The organism is Mycobacteroides franklinii (assembly GCF_002013895.1).
Lineage (GTDB): Bacteria > Actinomycetota > Actinomycetes > Mycobacteriales > Mycobacteriaceae > Mycobacterium > Mycobacterium franklinii.
On sequence record NZ_MAFQ01000001.1, the window covers coordinates 454,264 to 476,904 of the forward strand.

Genomic DNA, 22,641 nt, shown 5'->3' on the forward strand with positions numbered 1-22,641 from the left:
AGTATTCCTGACATGAAGATTTTCTTTCACTAGAGGCCGAACTGCTCCTTGACCTGCTTGGTGCGGTAGTGCTCGACGATGAATCCGAGGAGCGGGATGGTGCCGGCGAGCAGTGTGCCGATGGTGCGCGGCCACGGCCAGCGCACCTTGACGGCCAGATCGGTGGTGAAAATCAGGTACACGAAGTAGATCCACCCGTGCACGATGCCGATCCAGCTCGGCGGATGCGCAACCTGCTCAACGTATTTGAGCCACATCTCCCAGCAGAGGGCGATAAGCCACACCCCGGTGGTCCAGGCCAGGATGCGGTAGCGCCACAGCGCGCCGCGGATCTTCTCCACCGGGGTGGTGACCACGGGCGTGTCGGGAGTGGCTTTGGGCTCGGTCACGGGGTGGGCTTCCTATCTTGTTCGGCCAGGGCGGCGAGGTAAGCGTTGTACTCGGTGAGTGTGTGGTCGGCGGGGTCCGGCGTGGCGGCGGCCGGGCGCGGGGGCAACAGACCCTCGGGTATCTCGGTGACCCGATCGGCGGGCGGCGGGGGCGGGCCCTCGTCCTCGTATTGGACGAAGCGGCGGTAAGCCCAGATCACGAAGGCCGCGAACAGCGGCCATTGCAGCGCGTAACCCAGGTTCTGGCCGTCGCCGGTCACGGACTCGAAGCGCTGGAACTGCCAGTAGGCCAGGCAGAGGAATGCGACCACGCTGACGCCGACCAGCACGATGAGTGCCGGTCTCCGACGCCGTGTAGTGGACACCTTCTGACGGTACCGCGTGAGGTAGGTACAGATGCCAACGCCCCTGGTCAGCGCTTAGGTCCGAGGAAGTTGTGGCGGCCCGACGTGGTCGCTTTGCGGTAGCGACGGCGGGCTCGGTCCGGCCTGTAAGATTGACCTGCCTTGCGGGCGTGATGAAATTGGCAGACATGCTGGCTTTAGGTGCCAGTGCTTGAAAGAGCGTGTGGGTTCGAGTCCCTCCGCCCGCACAAATCGACGTTCATGCTGTTGCGCCATGCGGTTCTTCGCCGCGCTGCGTCCGAAATCGACGTTATGTAGACAACGTGCGAGTGAGCGTGTGCACAACGTAGATCTCGGCGCCCACTGCAGCCGCGCCTAGACTTGAAAACGTGGTTCGCAGTGACGGTTTGCTTGACATCGATGATTGCCTGGACGCCGACGGAAACATCGGGCTGCCGCCCGGCACCACACTGATATCTCTCATCGAGCGGAACATCAGGAATGTCGGGGACACCGTCGCCTACCGCTACCTGGACTTCACCGGTTCGGAGGACGGACAGGCCATTGAACTCACCTGGTCGCAGCTCGGCGTCCGCCTGAACGCTGTCGCGGCCGGAGTGCAAGACCATATGGCGCGCGGTGATCGGGTCGCCATCTTGGCCCCGCAGGGCCTCGACTATGTCATCGGCTTCTTCTCCGCCATCAAGGCCGGCGCCATCGCGGTGCCGCTCTTCGCCCCCGAGCTGCCCGGCCACGCCGAACGGCTGGACACCGCCTTGCGCGATTGCACGCCCACGGTCGTTCTGACCACGGCGGCGGCGCGGGATTCCGTCGAGGAATTCCTTGATGGCCGTCCGGAAACGCCGCGCGTGCTCGTCATCGACGAGATTCCCGACGAAGAGGGGGATGCCTTCGAGTATGTCCATCTCGTGGACGACGACGTCTCGCATCTGCAGTACACCTCGGGCGCCACCCGCCCTCCGGTGGGCGTGGAGATCACCCACCGGGCCGTCGGCGTCAACTTGACGCAGATGATCCTGTCCATCGATCTGCTGGATCGAAACACGCACGGCTGCAGCTGGTTACCGCTCTACCACGATATGGGCCTGTCGATGATCGGTTTTCCGACCGTGTACGGCGGCCACTCCACGCTCATGTCGCCGACGGCTTTCGTCCGACGTCCGCAGCGCTGGATCAAGGCGCTCTCCGACGGCTGCAAAGAAGGTCGCGTGATCACGGCCGCACCCAACTTCGCCTACGAGTACACGGCGCAACGTGGTGTGCCCAAGGATGGCGCAGATATCGATCTGGGCAAGGTGGTGATGATCATCGGTTCCGAGCCGGTCAGCATCGACGCCATCCGCACCTTCGAAAAAGCGTTTGCGCCCTTCGGTTTACCGTCGACCGCCTTCAAGCCGTCCTACGGTATCGCCGAGGCGACGCTGTTCATCGCGAACATCGCCCCGGATGCCGAACCCTCCGTCGTATATCTCGATCGCGCACAGCTCACCGAAGGCCGCGCGGTGCCAACAACTCCCGATGCGGCCAACGCCACCATCCATGTTTCCTGCGGTCAGCTTGCCCGCAGTCTGCACGGGGTCATCGTCGATGCCGAGGGCGCAGATGAGCTTCCGGACGGTCAGGTCGGCGAAATCTGGCTGCAGGGCAACAACGTTGGACGTGGATACTGGGGCCGACCAAAAGACACGGAGAGGGCTTTTCACGCGCGGCTCGGCAAAACACAGGCGAAAAGCCATGCCGTCAAAGCCAATGTCGAGGGCAATTGGTTGCGCACCGGCGATCTTGGCTTTTATCTCGACGGCGAGTTGTACGTCACCGGCCGCCTCGCCGATCACATAACCATCGATGCGCAGAGCCACTATCCGCAGGACATTGAGGCCACCGTGGCCGATGCCTCGCCGATCGTGCGGCGCGGATACGTGACCGCGTTCACAGCCGATGATGGCCTCGTCATCGTCGCCGAGCGCGCTTCCCGCACCGCCAAGGCAGACCCGCAGGAAGCCATCGACGCGATCCGCGTGGCGATCGACACCGAATACGGACTGGAGCCCTTCGACGTGCGGTTACTTCCGGCCGGGGCCATCCCGCGCACCACCAGTGGAAAACTGGCGCGGCGGGCCTGCCGCCGCCAGTACCTGGACGGCACGTTGGGCGTTCACTGAGATCCCAGCTAACTCATTTGCCTCATTTGTCCCACGTCAGCGAGCCCATTCGCCACGCCCTCTTCGGCCCGGTAGGTTTTCCGGGCCAGTGGCTGTGACGGCCGCGCGGCCGGGGGACAAGCCGCTAGCGATGTGATGGAGGTGTGCGATGAATGATCTGACAGTCGAAGAGCTGTTCGCGCACAACGATGACGTGCAGAAATCCCGCGCGGTCCGGCTGCTGGCCGCCAAGAATCTGGCGCCGTACATCACCCTCATGGAACGCCACCTGGACCGCAGCGCGAAGGTTTCCGAACCCCTGCTGGTGGCCAAGCTGGACAGAGATCTGGGGGCTGTCGGCCTGGGGGAGCAGTCAGGGCTGGCCCTCATCAAGAGTTGGGCGAGCGACGGGTGGCTGCACCGGGCATCGGATGGTACCGGTCCCGACGCCGAGAACGTCTGCTCGCTGACCGAGGATGCCCGCAGTGCGCTGGCCTTTGTCCGCCGGTTGCGCCGGGCCGACACCGTGGCCACGGGCGGATCGATCGCCGGTATCGCCGCGGGCCTCAAGCGAGTCGCCACGCAGCTGGACGGTGACCCGTCCCGCATGCGCGCCGATATCGAAGCGCAGATCGCGGAGCTGCAGACCCAGCTGCATGCCATTGACGACGGATACCGTCCCGAACCGGACATCGTCGACCTCGAGGACGAGACCCGCGCCATCGCGTACCAGATGGAACAGGTGATCACCGACATCGTGCGTTACGGCAGCATGCAGAATGAGATCACCGCCGGGTTGATCGATGCCGCCGAGGACTCGGATTCCGGATTCCGCGACCGCGCACGCCGGATGTTCGCCGACTACGACGCACTCTTCGATTCCCGAGAGCGCGCCTCCTTCTCGGCCTTCACGCGGACCATCCAAGACCCGGATCAGCGTGCCGCGCTGCGCAACGATATCGCCTGCGTCGCTGACGGATTGCCCGAACTTGATCCCGGGCTGCGCGAGGTCATGAAGAACTTCTTCAAGCTTGTTTCCCAGCAGATCGCGGAGGTTTCCCGCATCGAACAGCGCTGCGCACAGCGCATCCGGCGGTTCTTCGCCGCCGGCACCACCGAGCAGGCGCGTGGGCGCGCGCGGCAGCTCAACGACGCGCTGGCCGCCGGGCATGCCCTGCTCAAGGTGTCGACGGCGGATTCGCCGATCGACGCCGAACTACCCATCGGCCGTTCCGCCGCCGCCGCCATTGGTGCGCTCTCGTTCACCATCAAGGACACCGCGCCGCCGGTGCTCGCGCAGGATGCGCCGTCGGGAGCACTCGATTTGAGCGGATTCTCGGCGTTGGCCACTCAGGTGGACATGGCCGCGCTGGCCGAGACCGTCAACAGCGCTGTTGCCGGTGGCCCAGTTTCCCTGCCCGACATGATCTCTCATGTCGACGCGCCGTATCTGGGCGATGTGATCGTGCTGTGGTCGTTGGCCCTCAAGCAGGACAACACTGCCGACCGTGAATCGGTAAAGGTGAAGTTCCGGTCCCTCGACGGGCAGGACCGGGTGATGGAGGTACCTCAGTTGATGTTCCGTGAACCGGTGCTGGCCACCCTCGAGGAAGAGGGAGCGACGCTGTGACGACACAGACTTCGGGGATGCCGTTGGGAAACATCAATTTTGACGACCTCCCGGGTGTCGAACCCGACGCCTCGGTGCCCAGAACGGTCAAGGGACCGCGGTTCGACGGCGATACCAGCGACCTGCCCGACAAGGCGTGCTGGGCACTGCAGAACCTGGTGGCTCGACGCTACCTGAGCAAGGACGGCCAGCCCGAACTGTGGGCGTCGATGATTGAGCACCGAAAGGTGCTGGCCTCGCGTCTATCCGAATTGGACCTACGGCTGCGGGTATTCGACGATCTGGAGGTCGCGTACGCCGAACCTGCCCCGTTGGAGAATCCCAGCGCATATGGCGCCCGGGTGCTGCGCCGGGAACCCTTGGGCACCTACGCATCGATCGTGGCGCTGCACCTGGCCAAGATCGCGCGGACCGCGCATGACGAGCACGTGTTGGTCAGCCGCGACGATATCCACGAGCTTTTCGCCAACGTCAGCCACGACATCGACCGTGACGAGGCGATGCTGCGTGACCGTGTTGACGAGGCGATCAAGCGGTTGTCCAAGGCCGAGATCCTGCAACGCACCCGCGATGACGAGCACAGCTACACCATCAGCCCGGTGATCAACGCGCTGATGTCCGCGCAGATGATCGAGGCGCTACAACGCCAATATGAGCTGCTGCAGCGCGGCGATGAGTCGCTGGAGCGAAGAGCGTTGGACGAGACCGCCGCCTCGTTAGACGACTCCACCGACGAAGAAGATGGCGAGACCGATGACGATGAGTGATGCAGCGACCCAGCAGTTTTGGCTGTCCCGGCTGCAGGTCATCAACTGGGGTGTGTTCGACGGCTACCACAGTATCGAGTTCAGCCGCCGCGGCACGCTGATCACCGGTTCCTCGGGTAGTGGGAAATCATCGCTGCTGGATGCGATCTCACTGGCGTTTCTGTCCTCGAACCGCCGCAACTTCAACGCCTCCAGCGACACCACTGCCGCGGGCTCCAGCATGGGCAAGCGCACCGTGGACAAGTATGTGCGCGGTCTGTGGGGCGAACTGAAGAACCCGGGGGAGCGGCCCAAGCAGATGTTCCTGCGCGGCAAGGGCGGGGCCTGGTCGGCCATCGCCGTCACCTACTCGGGCACCGACGGCCGCGTGATCACCGGCCTCGTACTCAAGTGGCTTGCCCCAGGCTCGGATTCGGACTCGTCGAGTCGTTACTACCTGATCGATGCCGACGCCGACATCCGTGACCTGTGCAATGCCTGGGCCAGCAAGGGATACGCCGGCTCAGTGTTCGAGGGGGCGGGTTGGCGTGGTCACAAGAGCGAACGCTGGTATCTGGAGCAGCTGTACGCCGCCGTCGGTATTCAGGGCTCCTCCGCCGCCCAGCAGCTGCTGGGTAAGGCCAAGTCGCTCAAGAGTGTCGGCGGCCTGGAACAGTTCGTGCGCGAGTACATGCTCGACGAGCCCGAGTCGATGGCCGCGATTTCCGAAGCACTGGGCCAGATCACGCCATTGGTCGACGCACGCGCCGCGCTCGCGGTCGCACAGCGCCAGCGGCAGACCCTGGGCGATATCGAACAGATCCAACAGACCTACGCCAGCGACGCCGCACAGCTGGCCACCGTTGACGTGGTGGACCATCACACCGTCCGCGACTATGTCGACCAGCAACGCCTGGCCCTGGCGGGTCCGGAAATCGACCTGCTGGATACCGAGATCACCCGTCTCGGCGGTGAATGCGACGAAATCCAGTCGCGCCAAGACATTCTCACCGGTGAGCGAGACAAGCTGCTCGGCCGGATCGCCGCCGCGGACAGCAACCTGGCGCCGCTCAAGAGCGAGCTGGCTCATGCCCGTGCCCGTGCCGAGGAGGTGTCGCGCCGTCGTACCGCCTACGACAGCGCGCTATGGGATCTGGGCCATGACGAGGACATCGAATCCGCCGAGGAATTCGAAGCCATGCGGGTGGAGAGCCTGCGTGCGGTCACCCGGATCAATGCCGAGCTTGAGGCCGGCCATGACGCCTATGTCATGGCGGCCGGTGCATTGTCGACGGCACGCGATCAATTGAGGGCCGCCTCCACCGAATTCAAGCGGGTCGAGCATCTGGGCACCCCGGTGCCGCCGGATGAAGACCGCATGCGTGGGGAGATCGCCGCGGCGCTCGGCCTGACCGCCAAGGATCTGCCTTACGTCTGTGAGTTGATGGATCTGCGTCCAGGGCAGGAACGGTGGCGCAAATCCGTGGAGAAGGTGCTGCGGTCGACCGGGCTCTGCCTGCTGGTGCCCGATCAGCATCACCGGCAGGTGCTGCGCTATGTCAATGAGAACCCGATGCGGGGCTACCTGCAGATGGAACGGGTGATCCCCTCGGGTGCGCCGCGCCGGGCGGAGCCGGGCACTCTTGCCGACTGTCTGCGCGTGACCAACCCGAACCACGAATGTGCCGGCGCAGCCATGAATTTGGTGGCCGGTGTGGGCGACTACGTGCTGGTCGACAGCCCCGATGAGTTCAGTAAGCACCGCCGGGCGGTCACCGATCAGGGGCTGCGCAAGGACGGCGACCGGCGCGCGGTCAAGGACGACCGGCGAGAACTACGCGCGTCCCAATACATCTACCAGGGCAACGCGGGCGACAAGCGGGCTGCGCTTTCCGATGACGTGGTCGAAGCGCAGCAGGTCGTCGGTGATGCCGAGAAGTTCATCGGCGAAATGGATACCAAGCGCGAGGAGCTGCGCTCGGAGGTGGTGCGATGGTCCAAACTGCATAGCCAGTACGAGTATTGGAGCCAGATCGACACCGATTCGGCCGAGGCGGCCGTGGGGCGGCTACAGGATCAGTACGACGCGATGCTGGAAGCCAATCCCGACCTCACCGGCTTGCAGCAGCAGGCCGATTCGTATCTCGACGAGATCAAGAAACTCTCCGAACGTATCGGAGCTTTGAGAAGGCAAGAATCCGAGCATGATTCGCGTCGTACCCGGCTGCTGGATCTGCTGGACAATCTGAACCCGCGCGAGGTGGGCGGGCATACCCGTTCGGGTATCGAGGCCTACGTACCGCAGCTCTCGTCCAGCCTGGACGTGCTGGAGCCCGATGCCTATCGGCTGGAGCTGTGGCGCCAGATCGAGAAGGATCAGTCGGTGTTGCGGGAGAGTGTGACCCGCTCCCGCAACGAGCTGAACCGGATCTTGAACGCCTATGACCGGGACTTCCCTGATTCGATTCCCAACGACAGCGAGAACTTCGACGAGAAGATCCACGACTATGTCGCGTTGTGCCGCCGGATCGATGAGCGTGACCTGCCCGCCGCTTATGAGCGCATGCTGCGGCTCATCACCGAGCAGGCGCCCACCGCCGTGCTGCGGCTGCACCAGCTTGCCGAGGAGGAGGCGCACCGCATCACCGACCAGATCGATCGGGTCAACAGCGGTCTGGGCTCGGTGGAGTTCAACCGGGGCACGCGACTGACGCTACGGGCCGAGCCGAAGGCGCTCGAGGCGGTGGGCGAGCTCAACGAGCGCGCCCGGCGGATTTCGGCTCGCGCGGTGGCAGTGTCCATGGGGGATGAGAAGGCCATCCACGACCAGTACCAGGACATCCTGCAGCTGCGGAATCTACTGGCGGCCGAGACTCCCGAGGCCCGCCAATGGACGCGCGACGCGTTGGATGTGCGTAACCGCTTCGTGTTGTATTGCGAAGAACGTGATGCCACCACCGGCGAGGCGATCCGCACTTACAGCAATGCGGGTGCGAATTCCGGTGGAGAACAAGAGAAGCTGATGGCGTTCTGCCTCGCCGGTGCGCTGAGCTTCAACCTGGCCAATCCGGAAACAGGGGATAACCGGCCGGTCTTCGCGCAGCTGATGCTCGACGAGGCGTTCTCGAAATCGGACCCGCAGTTCGCGCAGCAGGCGCTGTCGGCGTTCCGCAAGTTCGGGTTCCAGCTGGTGATCGTTGCGACCGTGCAGAACACCACCACCATCCAGCCCTACATCGACAGCGTGGTGATGGTGTCCAAACCCGACGGCCCGGGTGTGCGGCCCGTTGCCTCGACGCGCACCGTGCCGATCGGCGAACTCGGTGATGTGCGTAAGGCAGTGAACGCCCGCTAGCGATCTGCGCTACCTACCGAGGAACTCGGCTGTGGTGCGGGACAGGAATGCCTGCACACCGAGCGAGGCGTCCTCGGTGGTGAACAGCTCGCGAACCGTGGGGACCAGCTGTTCCTCGGCGGCGGCATCGCCCTCGCGCACAGCCAGTCTGGCGTTGCGCAGCGTGGCCTGCACACCCAACGGTGCCTGACGGGCGATGGTCTGAGCGATGGCGATCGCCTTGTCGACGTGCTCACCGACCGGCACGATCTCCTGCACGATCCCGATGCGATGAGCCTCGGCGGCGTCGAAGGTGTCGGCCGTCAGCATCCACCGCATGGCGTTGCCCCAACCGGCGGTGCGGGGGAAGCGGATGGTGGCACCCCCGAACGGATATATGCCACGGCTGATTTCGAGCTGTGCGAATGTCGCGGTCTCATCGGCGATCACGATATCGCCGGCCAGCGCCAGTTCGATACCGAGAGTCAGGACCTTGCCGTGTACGGCGACGATCAGGGGTTTGGAAAGTTGCCGTCCGTCGACCTGCCACGGATTGATTCCGCCTTCGGGCGTCAGCGATGCGCCGCCCTGTATCTCGGCGGCCACGCTGGCAAGGTCCAGCCCCGCGGTGAACATCGGCCCCTCGCCGTACAGCACCGCGGCCCGTAGCTCGGCATCGGTGTCGAACTCGCCGAGGGCCAGCGCGAGCTCCTGGAGCATGGTCTTGTCGAAAGCATTGCGCTTGGCGGGCCGATTCAGGCCGATGACCAGGACATATCCGTCGCGGCGAATGCTCAGGGTTTCGTAGTCGGACATTGACTTCTCCGGGTCGATGGCGGATTATGTAGAGCATCATACATAGACAGGAATTCCTCGGGAAGGACGACGATTGAGCACCCCGCGTGAACGAATGGTGGCCTCGGCCGCCCTGTTGATCCGCGAGCGCGGTGCCCACGCGACGGCGATTTCCGACGTTCTCGAACACAGCGGTGCACCCCGTGGCTCGGCGTACCACTATTTCCCGGATGGCCGTACCCAATTGCTTGGTGAGGCAGTGGATCTGGCGGGCGAATACATCGCCGGGATGATCGATGCCAAACCCTCGGCGCTGGATGCCCTGGACTCACTGGTCATGTCCTACCGCAAGCAACTGGTGCGGAGCGACTTTCGGGCGGGATGCCCGGTGGTGGCGGTCGCTGTCGAGGCCGGCGATCCGGAGAGCCCTGCCAGTAATCAGAAGCTCATCGAACATTCGGCGGCAGTGTTCCGGCGCTGGATCAACCTGATCGCCGACAAACTGGTTGCCGCCGGCGTGGCCCGTGTCCGCGCCGACGAGCTGGCGATGCTGATGACGACCTCCCTGGAGGGGGCCATCATCATCGCGCGATCAACTCACGACATCACACCAATCGATGTGGTGCACAAGCAGTTACGCACACTTATTGAGGAGGCCGGACGATGACCGCTGAATGGTTGCCCACCGCGTGCATATTGTGTGAATGCAACTGCGGCATCGTTGTTCAGACGGAGGGTCGCACACTCGCGAAGATCCGCGGCGACAAGGAGCATCCGGGAAGCAAGGGCTACACGTGTAACAAGGCACTGCGTCTGGATCACTACCAGAACAATGCGAACCGGCTGACCTCGCCCATGCGGCGCCGTGCGGACGGCAGCTATGAGGAAATCGATTGGGACACGGCGATCGTGGAGATTGCCGAGGGTTTCAAACACATCCGCGACAGCTATGGCGGAGACAAGATCTTCTATTACGGCGGGGGCGGTCAGGGCAATCACCTCGGTGGCGCCTACAGCGGCGCGTTCCTGAAGGCCATCGGGTCCAAGTACCGTTCCAACGCGTTGGCGCAGGAGAAGACGGGGGAGGCCTGGATCGACAAGAATCTGTACGGCGGGCATACCCGTGGCGAGTTCGAGCATGCCGAGGTGTCGGTCTTCGTCGGCAAGAACCCGTGGATGTCGCAGAGCTTTCCGCGGGCGCGCGTGGTGCTCAACGAGATCGCCAAGGATCCGCAGCGCTCGATGATCGTCATCGACCCGGTGATCACCGACACGGCCAAGATGGCCGACTTTCATCTGCGGGTGCGCCCCGGTGCCGACGCATGGTGTCTTGCCGCACTGGCGGCGGTGCTGGTGCAGGAGAACCTGTGCGATGAAGCCTTTCTCGCGGAGCATGTCACCGGCTCCGCGGAAGTTCGGGATGTGCTGCACACGGTGCCGATCGCGGACTACGCACAACGCAGCGGTGTCGAAGAAGACCTCATTCGGCGGGCGGCCCGCCGGATTGCCGCCGCCGAGAGCGTGGCGGTTTTCGAAGATCTGGGCATCCAGCAGGCTCCCAACAGCACCCTGAGCTCCTACCTGAACAAGATGCTCTGGATTCTCACCGGGAGCTTCGCCAAGCGCGGTGGACAGCATCTACATTCGTGGATGGCGCCGCTCATGGGTGGGTTTTTCGGCAATACCCCGGTGACCGGAGCGCGCATCATCGGCGGCCTGGTGCCTTCCAATGTCATTCCGGACGAAATCCTCACCGATCATCCGGACCGCTTCCGCGCGATGATCGTCGAGAGCAGCAATCCCGCGCATTCCCTCGCTGATTCGGCGCGATGCAAGGAGGCGTTCGGAGCCCTGGAGCTGCTCGTGGTCGTCGACGTGGCGATGACGGAGACCGCGCGGCTTGCGCACTATGTGCTGCCTGCCGCTACCCAGTTCGAGAAGGTGGAGGCCACCTTCTTCAATCTTGAATTCCCGCACAACACCTTTCAGCTGCGTCACCCGCTGTTCGAACCCGAGCCCGGAACCCTGCCCGAGCCCGAGATCTGGGCGCGATTGGTCCGGGCGCTGCAGGTGGTGGACGATAAGGATCTGCAGCCGCTGCGCGAAGCCGCCGCACAGGGGCGGGATGCCTACCTGCAGGCGTTCTTCGCAGTGCTTGCCAATCCGGTGCTCGGCGCGCTGGCTCCCTATGTCCTGTACGAAACCCTTGGCCCGACGCTTCCCAGGGGGCTGGAGGGCGCCGCCGCGCTGTGGGGCCTGGCGCAGAAGGCGATGATGACCTATCCGCAGGCGGTGGCGCGGGCGGGGCATCCCGACGGCAACGCGCTGTTCGACGCCATCCTGAACAGCCCATCCGGCGTGACCTTCACCGTCCACGACTATGAGGACGACTTTGCCCTCATCACGCATGCGGACCGCAAGATAGCCCTTGCCATCCCCGAAATGCTGGATGAGATAAGAGGTCTGGCATCGCGACCGGCACAGCTGACGACACCGGAGTTTCCGATCGTGCTGTCCGCCGGAGAACGGCGGGCGTACACCGCCAACGACATCCTGCGCAATCCCTCGTGGCGTAAGCGCGATCAGCAGGGCGCGCTGCGGATCAGCCTGGAGGATGCGCAACAGCTCGGTATCTCCGACGGCGACCGGGTCCGCATCTCGACGGCCGCCGGCGCGGCCGAGGCCACCGTCGAGATCAGCGACATGATGCAGCCCGGCCATGCCTCCTTGCCCAACGGGTTCGGGCTCGATTACACCGATGAGTCCGGGGAAACGCACACACCTGGCGTGGCGCCGAATGCACTCACGTCATCGGCCTGGCGTGACGAATACGCCGGAACGCCTTGGCATAAGCACGTCCCCGCGCGTTTAGAAACACTGACCGCCGCCATCTAACATACGTGGGTGAGGTACTCGCGGACTGTACTCTCGGACTCGGTCATGACGCCGATGTACCCGTCCGGGCGCACCAGCACCAGTGTCGATTCCGTGACGTCGTAGTCGGGCGATGGTGCCATCTGCTGGATGCGCACACCGGCGATGGCGGGGCTTCGGCCGCCGAAGGTCAATAGGGTGAAGTGTGTGCCCCGCAACACATCAAACAGGCGCACGCTCCCTTGCGTCATGGCATCGGGAGCTCGGTCACCGGCTTGGAGCTCGCCGCGAGAGAGGCGATCATCCATGGCCAACGGACCCCCGCGATAGCTGATGTCCATCTGATGCAGTTGTGGGGCAGGGTTATTCGAGGGTGCGAAGTTGCGGCGATGCAGATCGGTGCTCAACCCGAGTGCCGAAGCGGCGACGGGCATTCGTTCCTCTTCATAGGTGTCCAGCAGTGCCTCGGGGGCCCCCGAGATGACCGCCGCCAGCTTTCACCCCACGTTGTAGGCATCTTGCACACTGGTGTTCAGCCCTTGCCCACCTGCGGAGGAATGCACGTGGGCGGCGTCGCCGGCCAGTATCACTCGGCCCACCCGAAATCTGTCCACCATCCGTGCGTTCACCCGATACAGGGAGATCCACCGCAGATCTCGCAGCACAACGTCTTCACGACCGGAGCGCTCGACGAGTAGATTCCGAACCGAGTCGAGGGTCAGCGGAGGAACATCCTCGGTGGCCATGTTCGCGACAAACTGGTAGTGGTCACTGCCCGGCAAGTTCCAGAGCGAAAAGCGTTCCGACACATGGCCACCACGCGTCAGTACGTGACAGAACGTACCTTCCAAACCGTCGGCCCTGACATCGCCGATCAACGTACGTTCGCTCTCGAAGGTCTCTCCGGCGAAACCCACGCCGAGGGCCTTGCGGATCGTGCTGCGCCCGCCGTCGCTGCCGACAAGATACGAGGCGCGGATGGGCTCGACAGTTCCGCCGCGGGACACCGTGACGGTCACTCCGTGCGCGTCCTGTGTGAAACCGGTTACTTCACAGCCGAACTCCACATCACCACCCAGTTCACGCAGCCGGCCCAGCAAGATCTCGTCGGTACGCCACTGCGGTACCAGCCAAAATCCTGGGTACGGAACACCCGGCCCCGACGGGATAGCGGTACCCAGCATCTCCAGAAGTGTGCGCTCGGCGACTATCTCGTGCCCTGCATAGATGCGAAAGGACGGCATGGCCATACCTCCGCTCCTGATCGCGTCCGCGACACCCAGATCGTCGAGCACCTCCTGGGTGCGTGGGGACAACCCCTTGCCGCGCGAGCCGGGGAACAGGCCGGGCGCCTTGTCGAGCACCCGGCACGGGATGCCGCGCCGCGATAATTCGCAGGCCAGCGTCAAACCGGCGGGTCCGGCGCCCACAATCACCACGGTCATCAGGGCGCGTCCCGGACGAGGACGAGCAAGACATCATCGACGAGTCGGTCGACAAACGCATCGTCAAGAGGTTGACCCAAGGTCATCCGGCGGGTAAGCATCGCTTCGGCGACGTCGTGAATGAGCTCGCGGTCAATGTCGGCAGAGACCTCACCGCGTGAGACTGCGAGCGAGAGTGGAGCATCGAAAGGGGAGAGTCCCGGGTCGGCGAGGTGCCGGTTGATGGCGTCCGCCAGTTCCGCATCGTGTGCCATCGCGCGAATCAGATCCACGTACAGGCTTGGCGGCACGGTCTCGGCCTTGCGGCGCAGCATGTTCAGCGTCGCAACGAGGTCCGTGCGTAGTCCTCCGGTGCTGGGGATCTCCTCGTTGAAGCTCGCATCGTGGGTGTCCAGCGCCGCCTTGACCAGCTCGGCCTTGTTGCTCCATCGGCGGTAGATCGTGGTCTTGCTGGCATGAGCCTGTGCCGCAACAGAATCCATGGAAAAACGGTCATATCCGTCGCGTATCAGGACCTGCAGTGCGGCCTCGAGTATTGCTGCGCTGCGCGCTTCTCCGCGGGGAACCATATCTTAAGTGTACGCACAACGTACACTTACTGTCACTCCCGTAATACCGCCTCAAACGCTACGCGGTCCCCGGGCTGATCTATACCCGCGGAATTATCACCTTTGATCTGCCCGGGGCTGCAATCCGCGCGACCGTTCAGGTGGTGCTCTCGCTCGCGTTATATGGCCTTTACCGGGTCGTCCTCTCGCGCATGCTGTCCGAGCGAGCGCCCACCTACCCACCCGAAGGGGTTCTGACGTGCTGCTGTGGAACAGGCGGAGCAGGTTCATCCTGTGGGCGGTCTTCGCGGTCCGCCGTCACGGTGATTTTCGTGGCGCCGATTGCCCTCGCGGCTCGGGCGAGCCCGTGGACGCCGTCTTCCACCTGCCGATCCGATCCCTATCTATGGCAATCGGCTTGGGACTGTTGACTGCCTTCAACGAACGTCCCTTCTTGCTCGGCGGAACGAAATGGATTGTGATTGTTGCCCATGCCGCGCTGGTACGGGCCTTTGTGCTCAGCTCGGTTTCGGCGGCACTGCTGCTTCTGGTCACACTGCTCGCGCGGCTCCTGGTGGGCGAGGTTCGCGGGAGGGCGGCACTTCGGTAGACGGAACCGGTCCCAAGCGCGGCTGTCGCTCCTATGATGTCGCTGTCCACATGACCAGACGGGTACGCATTGGCTGATACCGGCGACGGCCACCATCGTTTGGTGGCACAACCTCACAGCGAGGACGAAGGTCCCATCGCAGAGGCGGAACGCCGTGCGGCACAAATGCGTTCAGACGGGCATCCGCTGGGCCGTCGCGGAACCACCTGGAATCGGCATGCGCCGTTCTATGTAGGGCTCATGGCTTCGGCGGGTGTGGCGGTTACCTACGGCGCGATCCAGCTGCTGGCCGCCATGTCGTCGGTGTTGATCCTCATCGGGCTGGCGATGTTTCTCGCGCTGGGACTGGAACCCGCGGTGTCCTGGCTGGTCATCCACAGATTCCCGCGCTGGTCGGCAGTGCTGGTGGTGGTGCTGGTCGCGTTTGGGGTGCTGGCCGCTTTTCTTGCCGCCGCGATTCCACCGCTCGTGGAGCAGGGAACTCAACTAATTCAGCAGACCCCGCATTACCTACAGGCGGCACAAGACCATTCGTCGATTATCGGGCAAATCAACGACCGGTTGGACGTGCAGCACCGCGTCGGCGAGTTCGTCAACCGTGAGGGGGAGACGGCGTTCTCCGATCTGCTGCGTGCGGGAACTGCCGTCTTCGGGGCGCTCACCGATATTGGCATCGTCGGAGTGCTGACGATCTACTTCCTCATCGATATGCCCCGTATCCGCGCGACGGTGTACCGCCTGGTGCCGCATTCACGTAGGCCACGCACGGTTCTCATCGGTGACGAGGTGTTCGCAAAGGTGGGAGCGTACGTCGGCGGCAACGTGATGACCTCGATCATCGCCGGGGTGGCCACCTTCATCTGGTGTGCCGCGTTTGACGTGCCCTATGCGGTGTTGCTCGGGGTCTCCGTAGCGATATTCGACCTCATTCCCTACGGGTCGACGGTTGCGGGCATTGTCGTCGCGGCGGTGGCCCTCACGGTGTCGATACCGGTCACCGTCGCCACCTTGGCGTACTATGTCGCCTTCCGCTGGTTTGAGGATTATGTCTTGACGCCCAAGGTGATTGGACGCGTGGTCAAGGTACCCGCGGGCGTCACCGTGGTCGCAGTGCTGATCGGCGGGGCACTGCTCGGCATCGTCGGGGTGCTGGTAGCCATCCCGATCGCGGCGGCGATTCAGCTGCTCGCGCAGGAACTGTTGTTTCCGGCGCTCGATGAGTCCTGACTACTGGTACAGGTAAACGCTTTCGGCGGCGCAGGGCGGCCGATCCTTGCCCTCGATCTCGTACTTGATTCCGTACGTCGCCTCGACGGTGCCCTTGTCGCGCAGCTTGGCCGACAGCAGGGTGACGTGCCCGCGAACTCTCGCGCCCACATGCAGTGGTGCGGGGAATCGCACCTTGTTCACTCCGTAGTTGAGTACCGCGTCGTATGACGCAATCTCCAGAACCTCGTCCAGGAACGCCGGGGCAAGCGCGAGCGTGAGGTATCCATGCACGATGGTCCCCCCGAACGGGCCAGATTTGGCACGCTCGGTGTCGATGTGAATCCACTGCCGGTCACCCGTCGCGTCTGCGAACTCGTTGACCTGTTCCTGGGTGATCTGAACCCAACTGCTGGTACCCAATTCGACTCTGCCCAGGGACAGCAGCTCCTGTGGTGTCGCCAGCTTGGTGGACATACCGCGCGCTCCTCTTCGGGTCGTGGTGCCTGATCGCATTACCGACTCGTCACATCGGCTGGACTCTTCTTACCCGAGATCGCATGCCCGCCACGGGACAATGCGGAAATCCAAGCGAGCGCTGGATGCGGGTAAAGTTTGCCGATATGAGGTGGTCCGTACCGCTCGTCTTCGTGTTGCTGCTCGCGGCGACCGGCTGCCAACAGGGGGTCGACGGAGAGGCGACAGCGGAAAGGGGAGCCGGCTCGGCGGGGCCGATTCAACCTGCTCAGCTCGATCAACTCCTGACTCCGGCCCTGTCGTTGACCGTCACTCCGGGTAAGCCGCTGTTCGAAACCGACATGCAATCGGTGCTGTGGATCGGTGCCGATCCCGCGGAGTGCCAGGGGGTCGTCGGGTACGGCCGCCATCCGCTTTTCCCCACGGACTACACCGGGCGCGAGGCGCGAACCCAGACCGACAACCAATATCCCAACCAGCACCAACTTCTCGAGGTCTCGGCCACGTACCCGGGTGATTTCCAGGCGACGAAGTTCTTGGACTCGGTCCGCACGACGGTGTCCAAATGCCAGCGTTCGGTCGCTGCCTGGGGCGATGACCAGAAACGTAGCCTGGTCACGCCGGGCCCGGCGACTCCGGGCTCTCCGGACATGGTGCGATGGTCTACGAATCTTGCTGGTGATCAATGGGTTTGCGACTTCACCGTGATTGCCAAGGCGAACGTGATCTCGCAGCTCGTCACCTGTTCGCCGGATCGATCCATCGACAACCAAGCGCTGTCGAATCAGCGACTTCAGAAGATCGACGAGCTGCTGAACTCCAAGGCCTGAGCCCAGTCAGGACGCTTCGCGTGCCGCGATGTCCTGGGCGAGCAGGTTTTCGGCCCGTTCGATGATGGCCTCGACAGTGAAATCGAAATTGGCATCGGAGATCGTCGCGATCGAATGACCGCGGGCCGCGAGCTCGTGCAGGGTGGGGGCGAGGGTGGCGTTCGGCACCAGATTGCGCGCCTTCCCGGACGCGGGCATGACGGTGTCCATGTGTTCCAGCACCACGACACCTCGGATATGTAAGGACAGCGCGAAGTACACGTCCAGGGCGTTGTCTGGGCTAAAGCCGACGCCGATCAGGGTCCGGACAAGTGATTCCAGGTTCTGAATGCTCGCCTGCAGGGCTTCATTGCTGAGCTCACTGGTGCGCATCAGGATGAGCTCGACCAGTACCGGGCGCTCGCGAAACGCTTGACGCATCCGGTGGGTGTGGCCGCGCAAGGCGTCCTGCCAAGTTTCGTCGCCAATGAACGGTGCGGCGAAGTGATACTGCTTGGTCGCGCGGTCCGTCATCGCGTCGAGCAGCTCACCCTTTTTGCGGAAGTACCAGTAGATACTGGTGACACCGACGTCGAGATGCTTCGCTAGCAGCGGCATGCTCAGCCCACATATCCCAATTTCCTCGGCGAGCTCGAATGCTCCGGCGATGATGTCCTCGGCCGATATGGAGCCGCGGCGTCGCCGTTCCCGCTTGGGGCTTTGTGCGCTGGTCGTCGTGGCCTCGCGGCCGACACCGGCATGTCGCATGTGTAATCCTCGTCGTGCCCCCGTTGCGTAGCTCTGTCCCCGTCCTACCTTTGAAGGCCCTGATGGCAAGTTGGCAGGATACCGCAGAAACGTGGCAGTACGGTCGGCTCCCTAACACCACCAGTTCGCTGCGCTGCTGCTGCACGGCTGCTTCCGGGGATTTGCGCAGCGAGATTGCCGGGCCTGTTGGCGCCGCCGTCTTGCCGTCGGACCTGTCTTGCTGATCTGGTAATACCCCTGTGCGGTGCGCCGACGTGCGGGCACCATTGACTTCCGGGCTGGCGGCATCAAGAAGGGTGTGGCAATGGCGATTGACAGGGATATCGACAATGACCAGGACAAGGAGTCAGCAGCCGGCTCAGCCATAGCGTCGAAGCCCCCAAGGGCCGCGTGGTGGGTGAGGCAGTACACGTTCACGGGTACCGCGGTCGGCCTGGTCTTCCTCTGGCTGTCGATGACCCCGTCGCTGCTTCCGCGCGGACCGCTGTTCCAGGCGTTGGTGAGTGGGGGCTCGGGCGCGATCGGGTACGGGCTAGGCGTGCTGGCGGTATGGCTGGTGCGCTACATGCGGTCGAAGGACTCGAGTCCGAAGGCGCCGCCGTTCGCGTGGCGGATTCTCATCGTGATCGGACTCATCAGCACCGTCCTGATGATCGTCTGGTTCCACTTCTGGCAGGACCGGGTGCGCGACCTGATGGGCGTGCCGAGACTGAGTTTCTGGGCACATCCGCAGACCGCAGTGATGTCGATCATCGTGCTGTTCGTTCTGGTGGAGATCGGCCAGCAGATTCGCCGGCTGATCCTGTTCCTCATCGCGCAGCTCGATCGTGTTGCCCCCAAACGCGTGTCCGCGGTGGTGGCCGTCACATTGGTGGTGGCTCTTGCGCTGGCGCTCATCAACGGCGTCGTCGTCAGGGTGGCGATGGATTTCTTGAACAACACCTTCTCGGCGGTGAACAACGAAGAGAGTCCGGACAATCCGGCACCGACCACGTCGCTGCGCTCGGGTGGACCGGGTTCGTTGGTCTCCTGGGCGTCCCTCGGCAATCAAGGCCGGGCCTTCATCGGGGGCGGTGCCACCACACAGCAGCTCTCGGCGTTCAACAATGCTCCGGCGACCGAACCGATCAGGGCGTATGCGGGTTTGGAGTCGGCCGATGGCATCAAGGCGACGGCCGAGCTCGCCGCGCAAGAACTCGAACGCGAAGGCGGCTTGCACCGCAAGGTGGTGGCGGTGGCCACCACAACAGGGACCGGGTGGATCAATCAAGCAGAGGCGGATGCCCTCGAATACATGTACAACGGCGACACCGCCATCGTCAGCATGCAGTACTCATTTCTGCCCAGCTGGCTTTCGTTCCTGGTGGACAAGGAGAACGCGCGTCAGGCGGGGCAGGCACTGTTCGAGGCCGTTTCGGCGCGGGTCCGCGCCATGCCGGAGGCCGTGCGGCCCAAGCTGGTGGTGTTCGGGGAGAGCCTCGGATCGTTCGGCGGCGAGGCGCCGTTCTTGTCGGTGAACAACATCGTGGCCCGCACCGATGGTGCGCTCTTCTCCGGTCCTACGTTCAACAACTCCATGTGGCTGGAGGCCACGCACAATCGCGACGACGGGTCGCCGGAGGTGTTGCCCATCTACGACAACGGTAGAAACGTTCGATTCGTCTCGCGCCCAGAGGATCTCAATCGTCCCGCTGATCCCTGGGGGCGCCCGCGCATCGTGTATCTGCAGCACGCCTCGGACCCCATCGCCTGGTTCAATCCGGATCTGATCCTGAGTAAGCCCGATTGGCTGCGCGAACCTCGTGGCTATGACGTGCTGCCGAGTATGCAGTGGATACCGTTCGTCACCTTCTTGCAGGTGTCCGCCGATATGGCGGTCGCGGTCAACGTTCCCGACGGGCATGGCCACGTCTACGTCAAGGCAGTCGCCGATGCGTGGGCCGCGATTCTGCAGCCACCCGGATGGACACCGGAAAAGACTGCGCGGCTGCGGCCACTGCTGCACTCGGGGGCATAGCGGGCCGTCCAGGAGGGGCCGCTATTCCGTACGGTGGCGAGGGTGAGCCACACCCTTGGGTCGAGCAACTACGTGACCACTGCCGACGGGCGCGCCTTGCACTACATGGTGGCCGGCAGCGGTGAACCGACCGTTGTCTTCGAATCGGGGATGGGCTTCTCGCGAACGGCCTGGGGCCTCGTCCAACCCCTTGTCGCCCAGCGTTTTCGGTCGGTGGTCTACGACCGTGCGAACCTGGGGCGCAGCGATGACGATCACCAGCCGCGCACGCTGGAACGAATCACCGGGGATCTGGATGCGCTGCTGGCGGCGCTCGGTTCAGGTCCGTACATCTTGGTGGGCCACAGCTACGGCGGAAGCATCGCGCTGGCCTCTACGGTGGCCGACCCGTCGCGCATCGCGGGCGTGGTTCTCATCGACCACTCTGACGAGAATCTCGATGCCTACTACCGTCCGGCATCGCGCGGCCTTCGGCTCGTCGGCCTACTTCACCGCGCGGCGCTCGATGCGATGGGCCGGGTGGGTGTGCTGCCGCATCTCGTTCGTCGCATGATGCCCCGGATGCCGCGCGATGTCCTCGACGACATGGTGTCCGAAGACCTCACATCGAGGGCTCGGCGTGCCGCCGACGAGGAGGACCGCCGGTTCGTCGCGGGAATGACCGGACTGCGGGATAACCCGCCGGTGCTTGACGGCATCCCCGTCACTGTCATCTCGGGAGCGCGCGCCGAATTTTTCAATGAGGAGACACGATCGGAGCTGAACGCCGCGCATCAGCTCACCGCGCGTCGACTGGGGGCGCGCCATGTCGTGGCCCGTAAATCCGGGCATCAAGTTGTGCTCACCGAACCGGGTTTGATCGCCGACGAGGTGTTTCGGATCGCCGACGCGTAGTCGCCGATGTGTCGCATGCGACAAGCGTGGCTGCCGTGCTTGCTGAGGTGGTTGTCGTAATCTGAGGACTGAGTTGTTCACGGAGCGGCCTGGTGAGGTAGTAGTGGTGTCCATATCCCGTCGGGATGTCCTCAAATACGCCGCTGCCATGCCGGCGGCGGTGGCGCTGGGCGGAGCAGCCGCTGCGGCGACAGCCCCATTGGCGAACGCCGAGTCACTGGGAACACTTGTCGACTACGCCGGCGGTGTTCCCACTCCCGAGTCGATCAAGGCCGCAGGGCACCTCGGCGCTATTCGGTATGTGTCCGACCCGCGTAGTCCCGGGTTGTCGGCGGGTAAACCGATCAGACTCACCGAGGCCCGCGATTTGTACCGGGCCGGCTTGAAAATTGTCTCCAACTATCAGTACGGCAAGCAGGACACCGCCGACTGGCTCGGCGGTCACGACGCAGGAATCAAGCACGCGCAGCGCGGTTGGCAGCTACACGTCGCCGCGGGTGGTTCCTACAACGTGCCGATCTATGTTTCGGTCGACGACAACCCGACGCCCGAGCAGTACAAGAATCAGGTGGCTCCGTACCTGAAGGCGTGGGAGTCGGTGCTGGGGCATGCCCGCACCGGTCTGTACGGCAACTCCAAGACCATCGACTGGGCCCTGCAGGATGGACTGTGCTCGTATTTTTGGCAGCACAACTGGGGCAGCCCTAAGGGCTTTGTACATCCCGAGGCGCACCTGCATCAGTTCGAGATCGACAAACGGCAGGTCGGCGGAATCGGCGTAGACCTGAACGACATTCTCAAGCCCAGCTTTGGGCAGTGGGTCTAGGCCCTGGCGCAGCGAACGCCTTGACGGGCCCGTGTGCCGTCGCGCTGGCCTGGCGTGCCGTGCCCGAGGCGGGCGGCATCCTTGGTGGCTGTGTGTTGATGCCACACAGGCCACTACGTAGCGAGCGGACCGGGCACTCTGCGGTCAGTGACTGGTGGAATGTCTCGGTTGATACCGAAACCGCTGACACCGACGGGTATTGCTGAACCCCCAGGATGCTGGCCGATGCGGAGTCTCATGCCCAGGCCGGGGTCGGTGAGGTCTGCGATCTCCGGTGCTGCCGGATGGAGGCGGTGTCCAGCCGGACTGAGGTGTCGCTAGACAAACATCACCAGTCACACCCGTCACATAAGTTGAAACTGCGTTTCAGTATCAGCAAACTTTCGGCACACGTTCTAAGTTTTGGGGGTTGTGACGGCCTTGTCGGAGCCGCCGGACGCGACACGCGCGAATGTGGTCGGCGCCACCTCAATCAAACATAACGATTAGATAACAATCCATGTCTGATCTGCGATGTTATACCTACTCGACCGTAACCACCTGCACGCAGCACGTTTGATTCGGCGGTTAGTAGCCAGCGGCTGGCCTGCTGTTACGTAAGCGGTGGTTACTCCCGCGTAGAACTCGGCAGTAACTATTACGCCAGAAGAAATCGCCACCCCTCTTATGACACTCTTAAGTCCAGACCTGCGGTGATGGTGCAGATGGAACGTGCCACAACATGCCCCGATCGACAGAGACGACGACACGGGCGCGGCTGGAATCAC

At 63.6% G+C, this 22,641-nt stretch carries 17 protein-coding genes, 1 tRNA gene and 3 pseudogenes; 14 read left to right on the top strand and 7 right to left on the bottom strand.

Annotation, left to right across the window (positions count from 1 at the left end):
• Positions 1 to 29: 29 nt before the first annotated feature.
• Both B4393_RS02460 and B4393_RS02465 read right to left on the bottom strand, forming a co-directional pair.
• Complete coding sequence (locus B4393_RS02460; protein WP_078332765.1) at positions 30 to 389, bottom strand: DUF3817 domain-containing protein; 360 nt, start codon at positions 387 to 389, stop codon at positions 30 to 32.
• Positions 386 to 754 carry a hypothetical protein gene (locus B4393_RS02465; protein ID WP_191987052.1) on the bottom strand — a complete coding sequence of 123 codons (369 nt, stop codon included), beginning with the start codon at positions 752 to 754 and terminating at the stop codon, positions 386 to 388. The genes B4393_RS02460 and B4393_RS02465 overlap by 4 nt, the downstream gene beginning before the upstream one ends.
• 143 nt (positions 755 to 897) lie before the next feature.
• Here B4393_RS02465 and B4393_RS02470 point away from each other — a divergent pair.
• From B4393_RS02470 to B4393_RS02490, 5 genes are all read left to right on the top strand, one after another.
• Positions 898 to 981 (top strand) — tRNA-Leu (locus B4393_RS02470).
• A gap of 141 nt (positions 982 to 1,122) precedes the next feature.
• A complete protein-coding gene (locus B4393_RS02475; RefSeq protein ID WP_078332767.1) occupies positions 1,123 to 2,916 on the top strand; it encodes a fatty acyl-AMP ligase in 1,794 nt (597 codons plus the stop codon).
• A 148-nt stretch (positions 2,917 to 3,064) separates the two neighbouring features.
• Positions 3,065 to 4,525 carry a DUF3375 domain-containing protein gene (locus B4393_RS02480; RefSeq protein WP_078332768.1) on the top strand — a complete coding sequence of 487 codons (1,461 nt, stop codon included), beginning with the start codon at positions 3,065 to 3,067 and terminating at the stop codon, positions 4,523 to 4,525.
• Complete coding sequence (locus tag B4393_RS02485; RefSeq protein ID WP_078332769.1) at positions 4,522 to 5,292, top strand: DUF4194 domain-containing protein; 771 nt, start codon at positions 4,522 to 4,524, stop codon at positions 5,290 to 5,292. Before B4393_RS02480 ends, B4393_RS02485 begins: the two co-directional genes overlap by 4 nt.
• Complete coding sequence (locus B4393_RS02490; RefSeq protein WP_078332770.1) at positions 5,279 to 8,626, top strand: ATP-binding protein; 3,348 nt, start codon at positions 5,279 to 5,281, stop codon at positions 8,624 to 8,626. Before B4393_RS02485 ends, B4393_RS02490 begins: the two co-directional genes overlap by 14 nt.
• A gap of 9 nt (positions 8,627 to 8,635) precedes the next feature.
• On the opposite strand, the gene B4393_RS02495 is transcribed toward B4393_RS02490, so the two are convergent.
• Complete coding sequence (locus B4393_RS02495) at positions 8,636 to 9,421, bottom strand: crotonase/enoyl-CoA hydratase family protein (RefSeq protein WP_078332771.1); 786 nt, start codon at positions 9,419 to 9,421, stop codon at positions 8,636 to 8,638.
• A 73-nt stretch (positions 9,422 to 9,494) separates the two neighbouring features.
• Here B4393_RS02495 and B4393_RS02500 point away from each other — a divergent pair, with 73 nt between their 5' ends.
• Positions 9,495 to 10,067 carry a TetR/AcrR family transcriptional regulator gene (locus B4393_RS02500; protein WP_109558242.1) on the top strand — a complete coding sequence of 191 codons (573 nt, stop codon included), beginning with the start codon at positions 9,495 to 9,497 and terminating at the stop codon, positions 10,065 to 10,067.
• Complete coding sequence (locus tag B4393_RS02505; RefSeq protein ID WP_078332773.1) at positions 10,064 to 12,295, top strand: molybdopterin-dependent oxidoreductase; 2,232 nt, start codon at positions 10,064 to 10,066, stop codon at positions 12,293 to 12,295. Before B4393_RS02500 ends, B4393_RS02505 begins: the two co-directional genes overlap by 4 nt.
• Here B4393_RS02505 and B4393_RS02510 read toward each other — a convergent pair.
• Together B4393_RS02510 and B4393_RS02515 are read right to left on the bottom strand one after the other, a co-directional pair.
• Positions 12,292 to 13,719 (bottom strand): annotated as a pseudogene (locus B4393_RS02510) (FAD-dependent monooxygenase). The gene B4393_RS02505 and the pseudogene B4393_RS02510 sit on opposite strands and share 4 nt — an antisense overlap.
• Positions 13,719 to 14,288, bottom strand: coding sequence for a TetR/AcrR family transcriptional regulator (locus B4393_RS02515; protein WP_078332774.1), 570 nt, complete (start codon positions 14,286 to 14,288; stop codon positions 13,719 to 13,721). The pseudogene B4393_RS02510 and the gene B4393_RS02515 overlap by 1 nt, the downstream one beginning before the upstream one ends.
• Positions 14,289 to 14,353: 65 nt before the next feature.
• Between B4393_RS02515 and B4393_RS27745 the strand changes: the two are divergent.
• From B4393_RS27745 to B4393_RS02530, 3 genes and pseudogenes are all read left to right on the top strand, one after another.
• A pseudogene (locus tag B4393_RS27745) lies at positions 14,354 to 14,497 on the top strand (2-aminoethylphosphonate ABC transporter permease subunit); the annotation flags it as partial.
• A gap of 29 nt (positions 14,498 to 14,526) precedes the next feature.
• Positions 14,527 to 14,808, top strand: a pseudogene (locus tag B4393_RS02525) (hypothetical protein); the annotation flags it as partial.
• A 171-nt stretch (positions 14,809 to 14,979) separates the two neighbouring features.
• Complete coding sequence (locus B4393_RS02530; RefSeq protein WP_078332775.1) at positions 14,980 to 16,104, top strand: AI-2E family transporter; 1,125 nt, start codon at positions 14,980 to 14,982, stop codon at positions 16,102 to 16,104.
• Here the strand turns inward: B4393_RS02530 and B4393_RS02535 are convergent, their stop codons facing one another.
• Positions 16,105 to 16,560 carry a MaoC family dehydratase gene (locus B4393_RS02535; protein ID WP_070935719.1) on the bottom strand — a complete coding sequence of 152 codons (456 nt, stop codon included), beginning with the start codon at positions 16,558 to 16,560 and terminating at the stop codon, positions 16,105 to 16,107.
• A gap of 83 nt (positions 16,561 to 16,643) precedes the next feature.
• On the opposite strand from B4393_RS02535, the gene B4393_RS02540 reads away from it, so the two are divergent.
• Positions 16,644 to 17,390, top strand: coding sequence for a sensor domain-containing protein (locus tag B4393_RS02540; RefSeq protein ID WP_078332776.1), 747 nt, complete (start codon positions 16,644 to 16,646; stop codon positions 17,388 to 17,390).
• A gap of 6 nt (positions 17,391 to 17,396) precedes the next feature.
• Here the strand turns inward: B4393_RS02540 and B4393_RS02545 are convergent, their stop codons facing one another.
• A complete protein-coding gene (locus B4393_RS02545) occupies positions 17,397 to 18,137 on the bottom strand; it encodes a TetR family transcriptional regulator (RefSeq protein ID WP_078332777.1) in 741 nt (246 codons plus the stop codon).
• A 265-nt stretch (positions 18,138 to 18,402) separates the two neighbouring features.
• On the opposite strand from B4393_RS02545, the gene B4393_RS02550 reads away from it, so the two are divergent.
• The 3 genes from B4393_RS02550 (at position 18,403) to B4393_RS02560 (ending at position 21,874) form a co-directional block, all read left to right on the top strand.
• Positions 18,403 to 20,154 carry an alpha/beta hydrolase gene (locus tag B4393_RS02550; protein WP_078332997.1) on the top strand — a complete coding sequence of 584 codons (1,752 nt, stop codon included), beginning with the start codon at positions 18,403 to 18,405 and terminating at the stop codon, positions 20,152 to 20,154.
• Between the two features lie 72 nt (positions 20,155 to 20,226).
• Positions 20,227 to 21,048 carry an alpha/beta fold hydrolase gene (locus B4393_RS02555; RefSeq protein WP_078332778.1) on the top strand — a complete coding sequence of 274 codons (822 nt, stop codon included), beginning with the start codon at positions 20,227 to 20,229 and terminating at the stop codon, positions 21,046 to 21,048.
• Positions 21,049 to 21,151: 103 nt separating this feature from the next.
• Positions 21,152 to 21,874 (top strand): DUF1906 domain-containing protein, encoded by a 723-nt coding sequence (locus B4393_RS02560; RefSeq protein ID WP_078332779.1) that lies wholly within the window; start codon positions 21,152 to 21,154, stop codon positions 21,872 to 21,874.
• Positions 21,875 to 22,641: the final 767 nt, after the last annotated feature.

What these genes read in the sequence shown, in the direction of transcription:
- B4393_RS02480 (WP_078332768.1), top strand. Translation starts at nt 3,065, where the DNA reads ATGAATGATCTGACAGTCGAAGAGCTGTTCGCGCACAACGATGACGTG.
- B4393_RS02490 (WP_078332770.1), top strand. Translation starts at nt 5,279, where the DNA reads ATGACGATGAGTGATGCAGCGACCCAGCAGTTTTGGCTGTCCCGGCTG.
- B4393_RS02495 (WP_078332771.1), bottom strand. Translation starts at nt 9,421, where the DNA reads ATGTCCGACTACGAAACCCTGAGCATTCGCCGCGACGGATATGTCCTG.
- B4393_RS02505 (WP_078332773.1), top strand. Translation starts at nt 10,064, where the DNA reads ATGACCGCTGAATGGTTGCCCACCGCGTGCATATTGTGTGAATGCAAC.
- B4393_RS02515 (WP_078332774.1), bottom strand. Translation starts at nt 14,288, where the DNA reads ATGGTTCCCCGCGGAGAAGCGCGCAGCGCAGCAATACTCGAGGCCGCA.
- B4393_RS02535 (WP_070935719.1), bottom strand. Translation starts at nt 16,560, where the DNA reads ATGTCCACCAAGCTGGCGACACCACAGGAGCTGCTGTCCCTGGGCAGA.
- B4393_RS02540 (WP_078332776.1), top strand. Translation starts at nt 16,644, where the DNA reads ATGCCCGCCACGGGACAATGCGGAAATCCAAGCGAGCGCTGGATGCGG.
- B4393_RS02545 (WP_078332777.1), bottom strand. Translation starts at nt 18,137, where the DNA reads ATGCGACATGCCGGTGTCGGCCGCGAGGCCACGACGACCAGCGCACAA.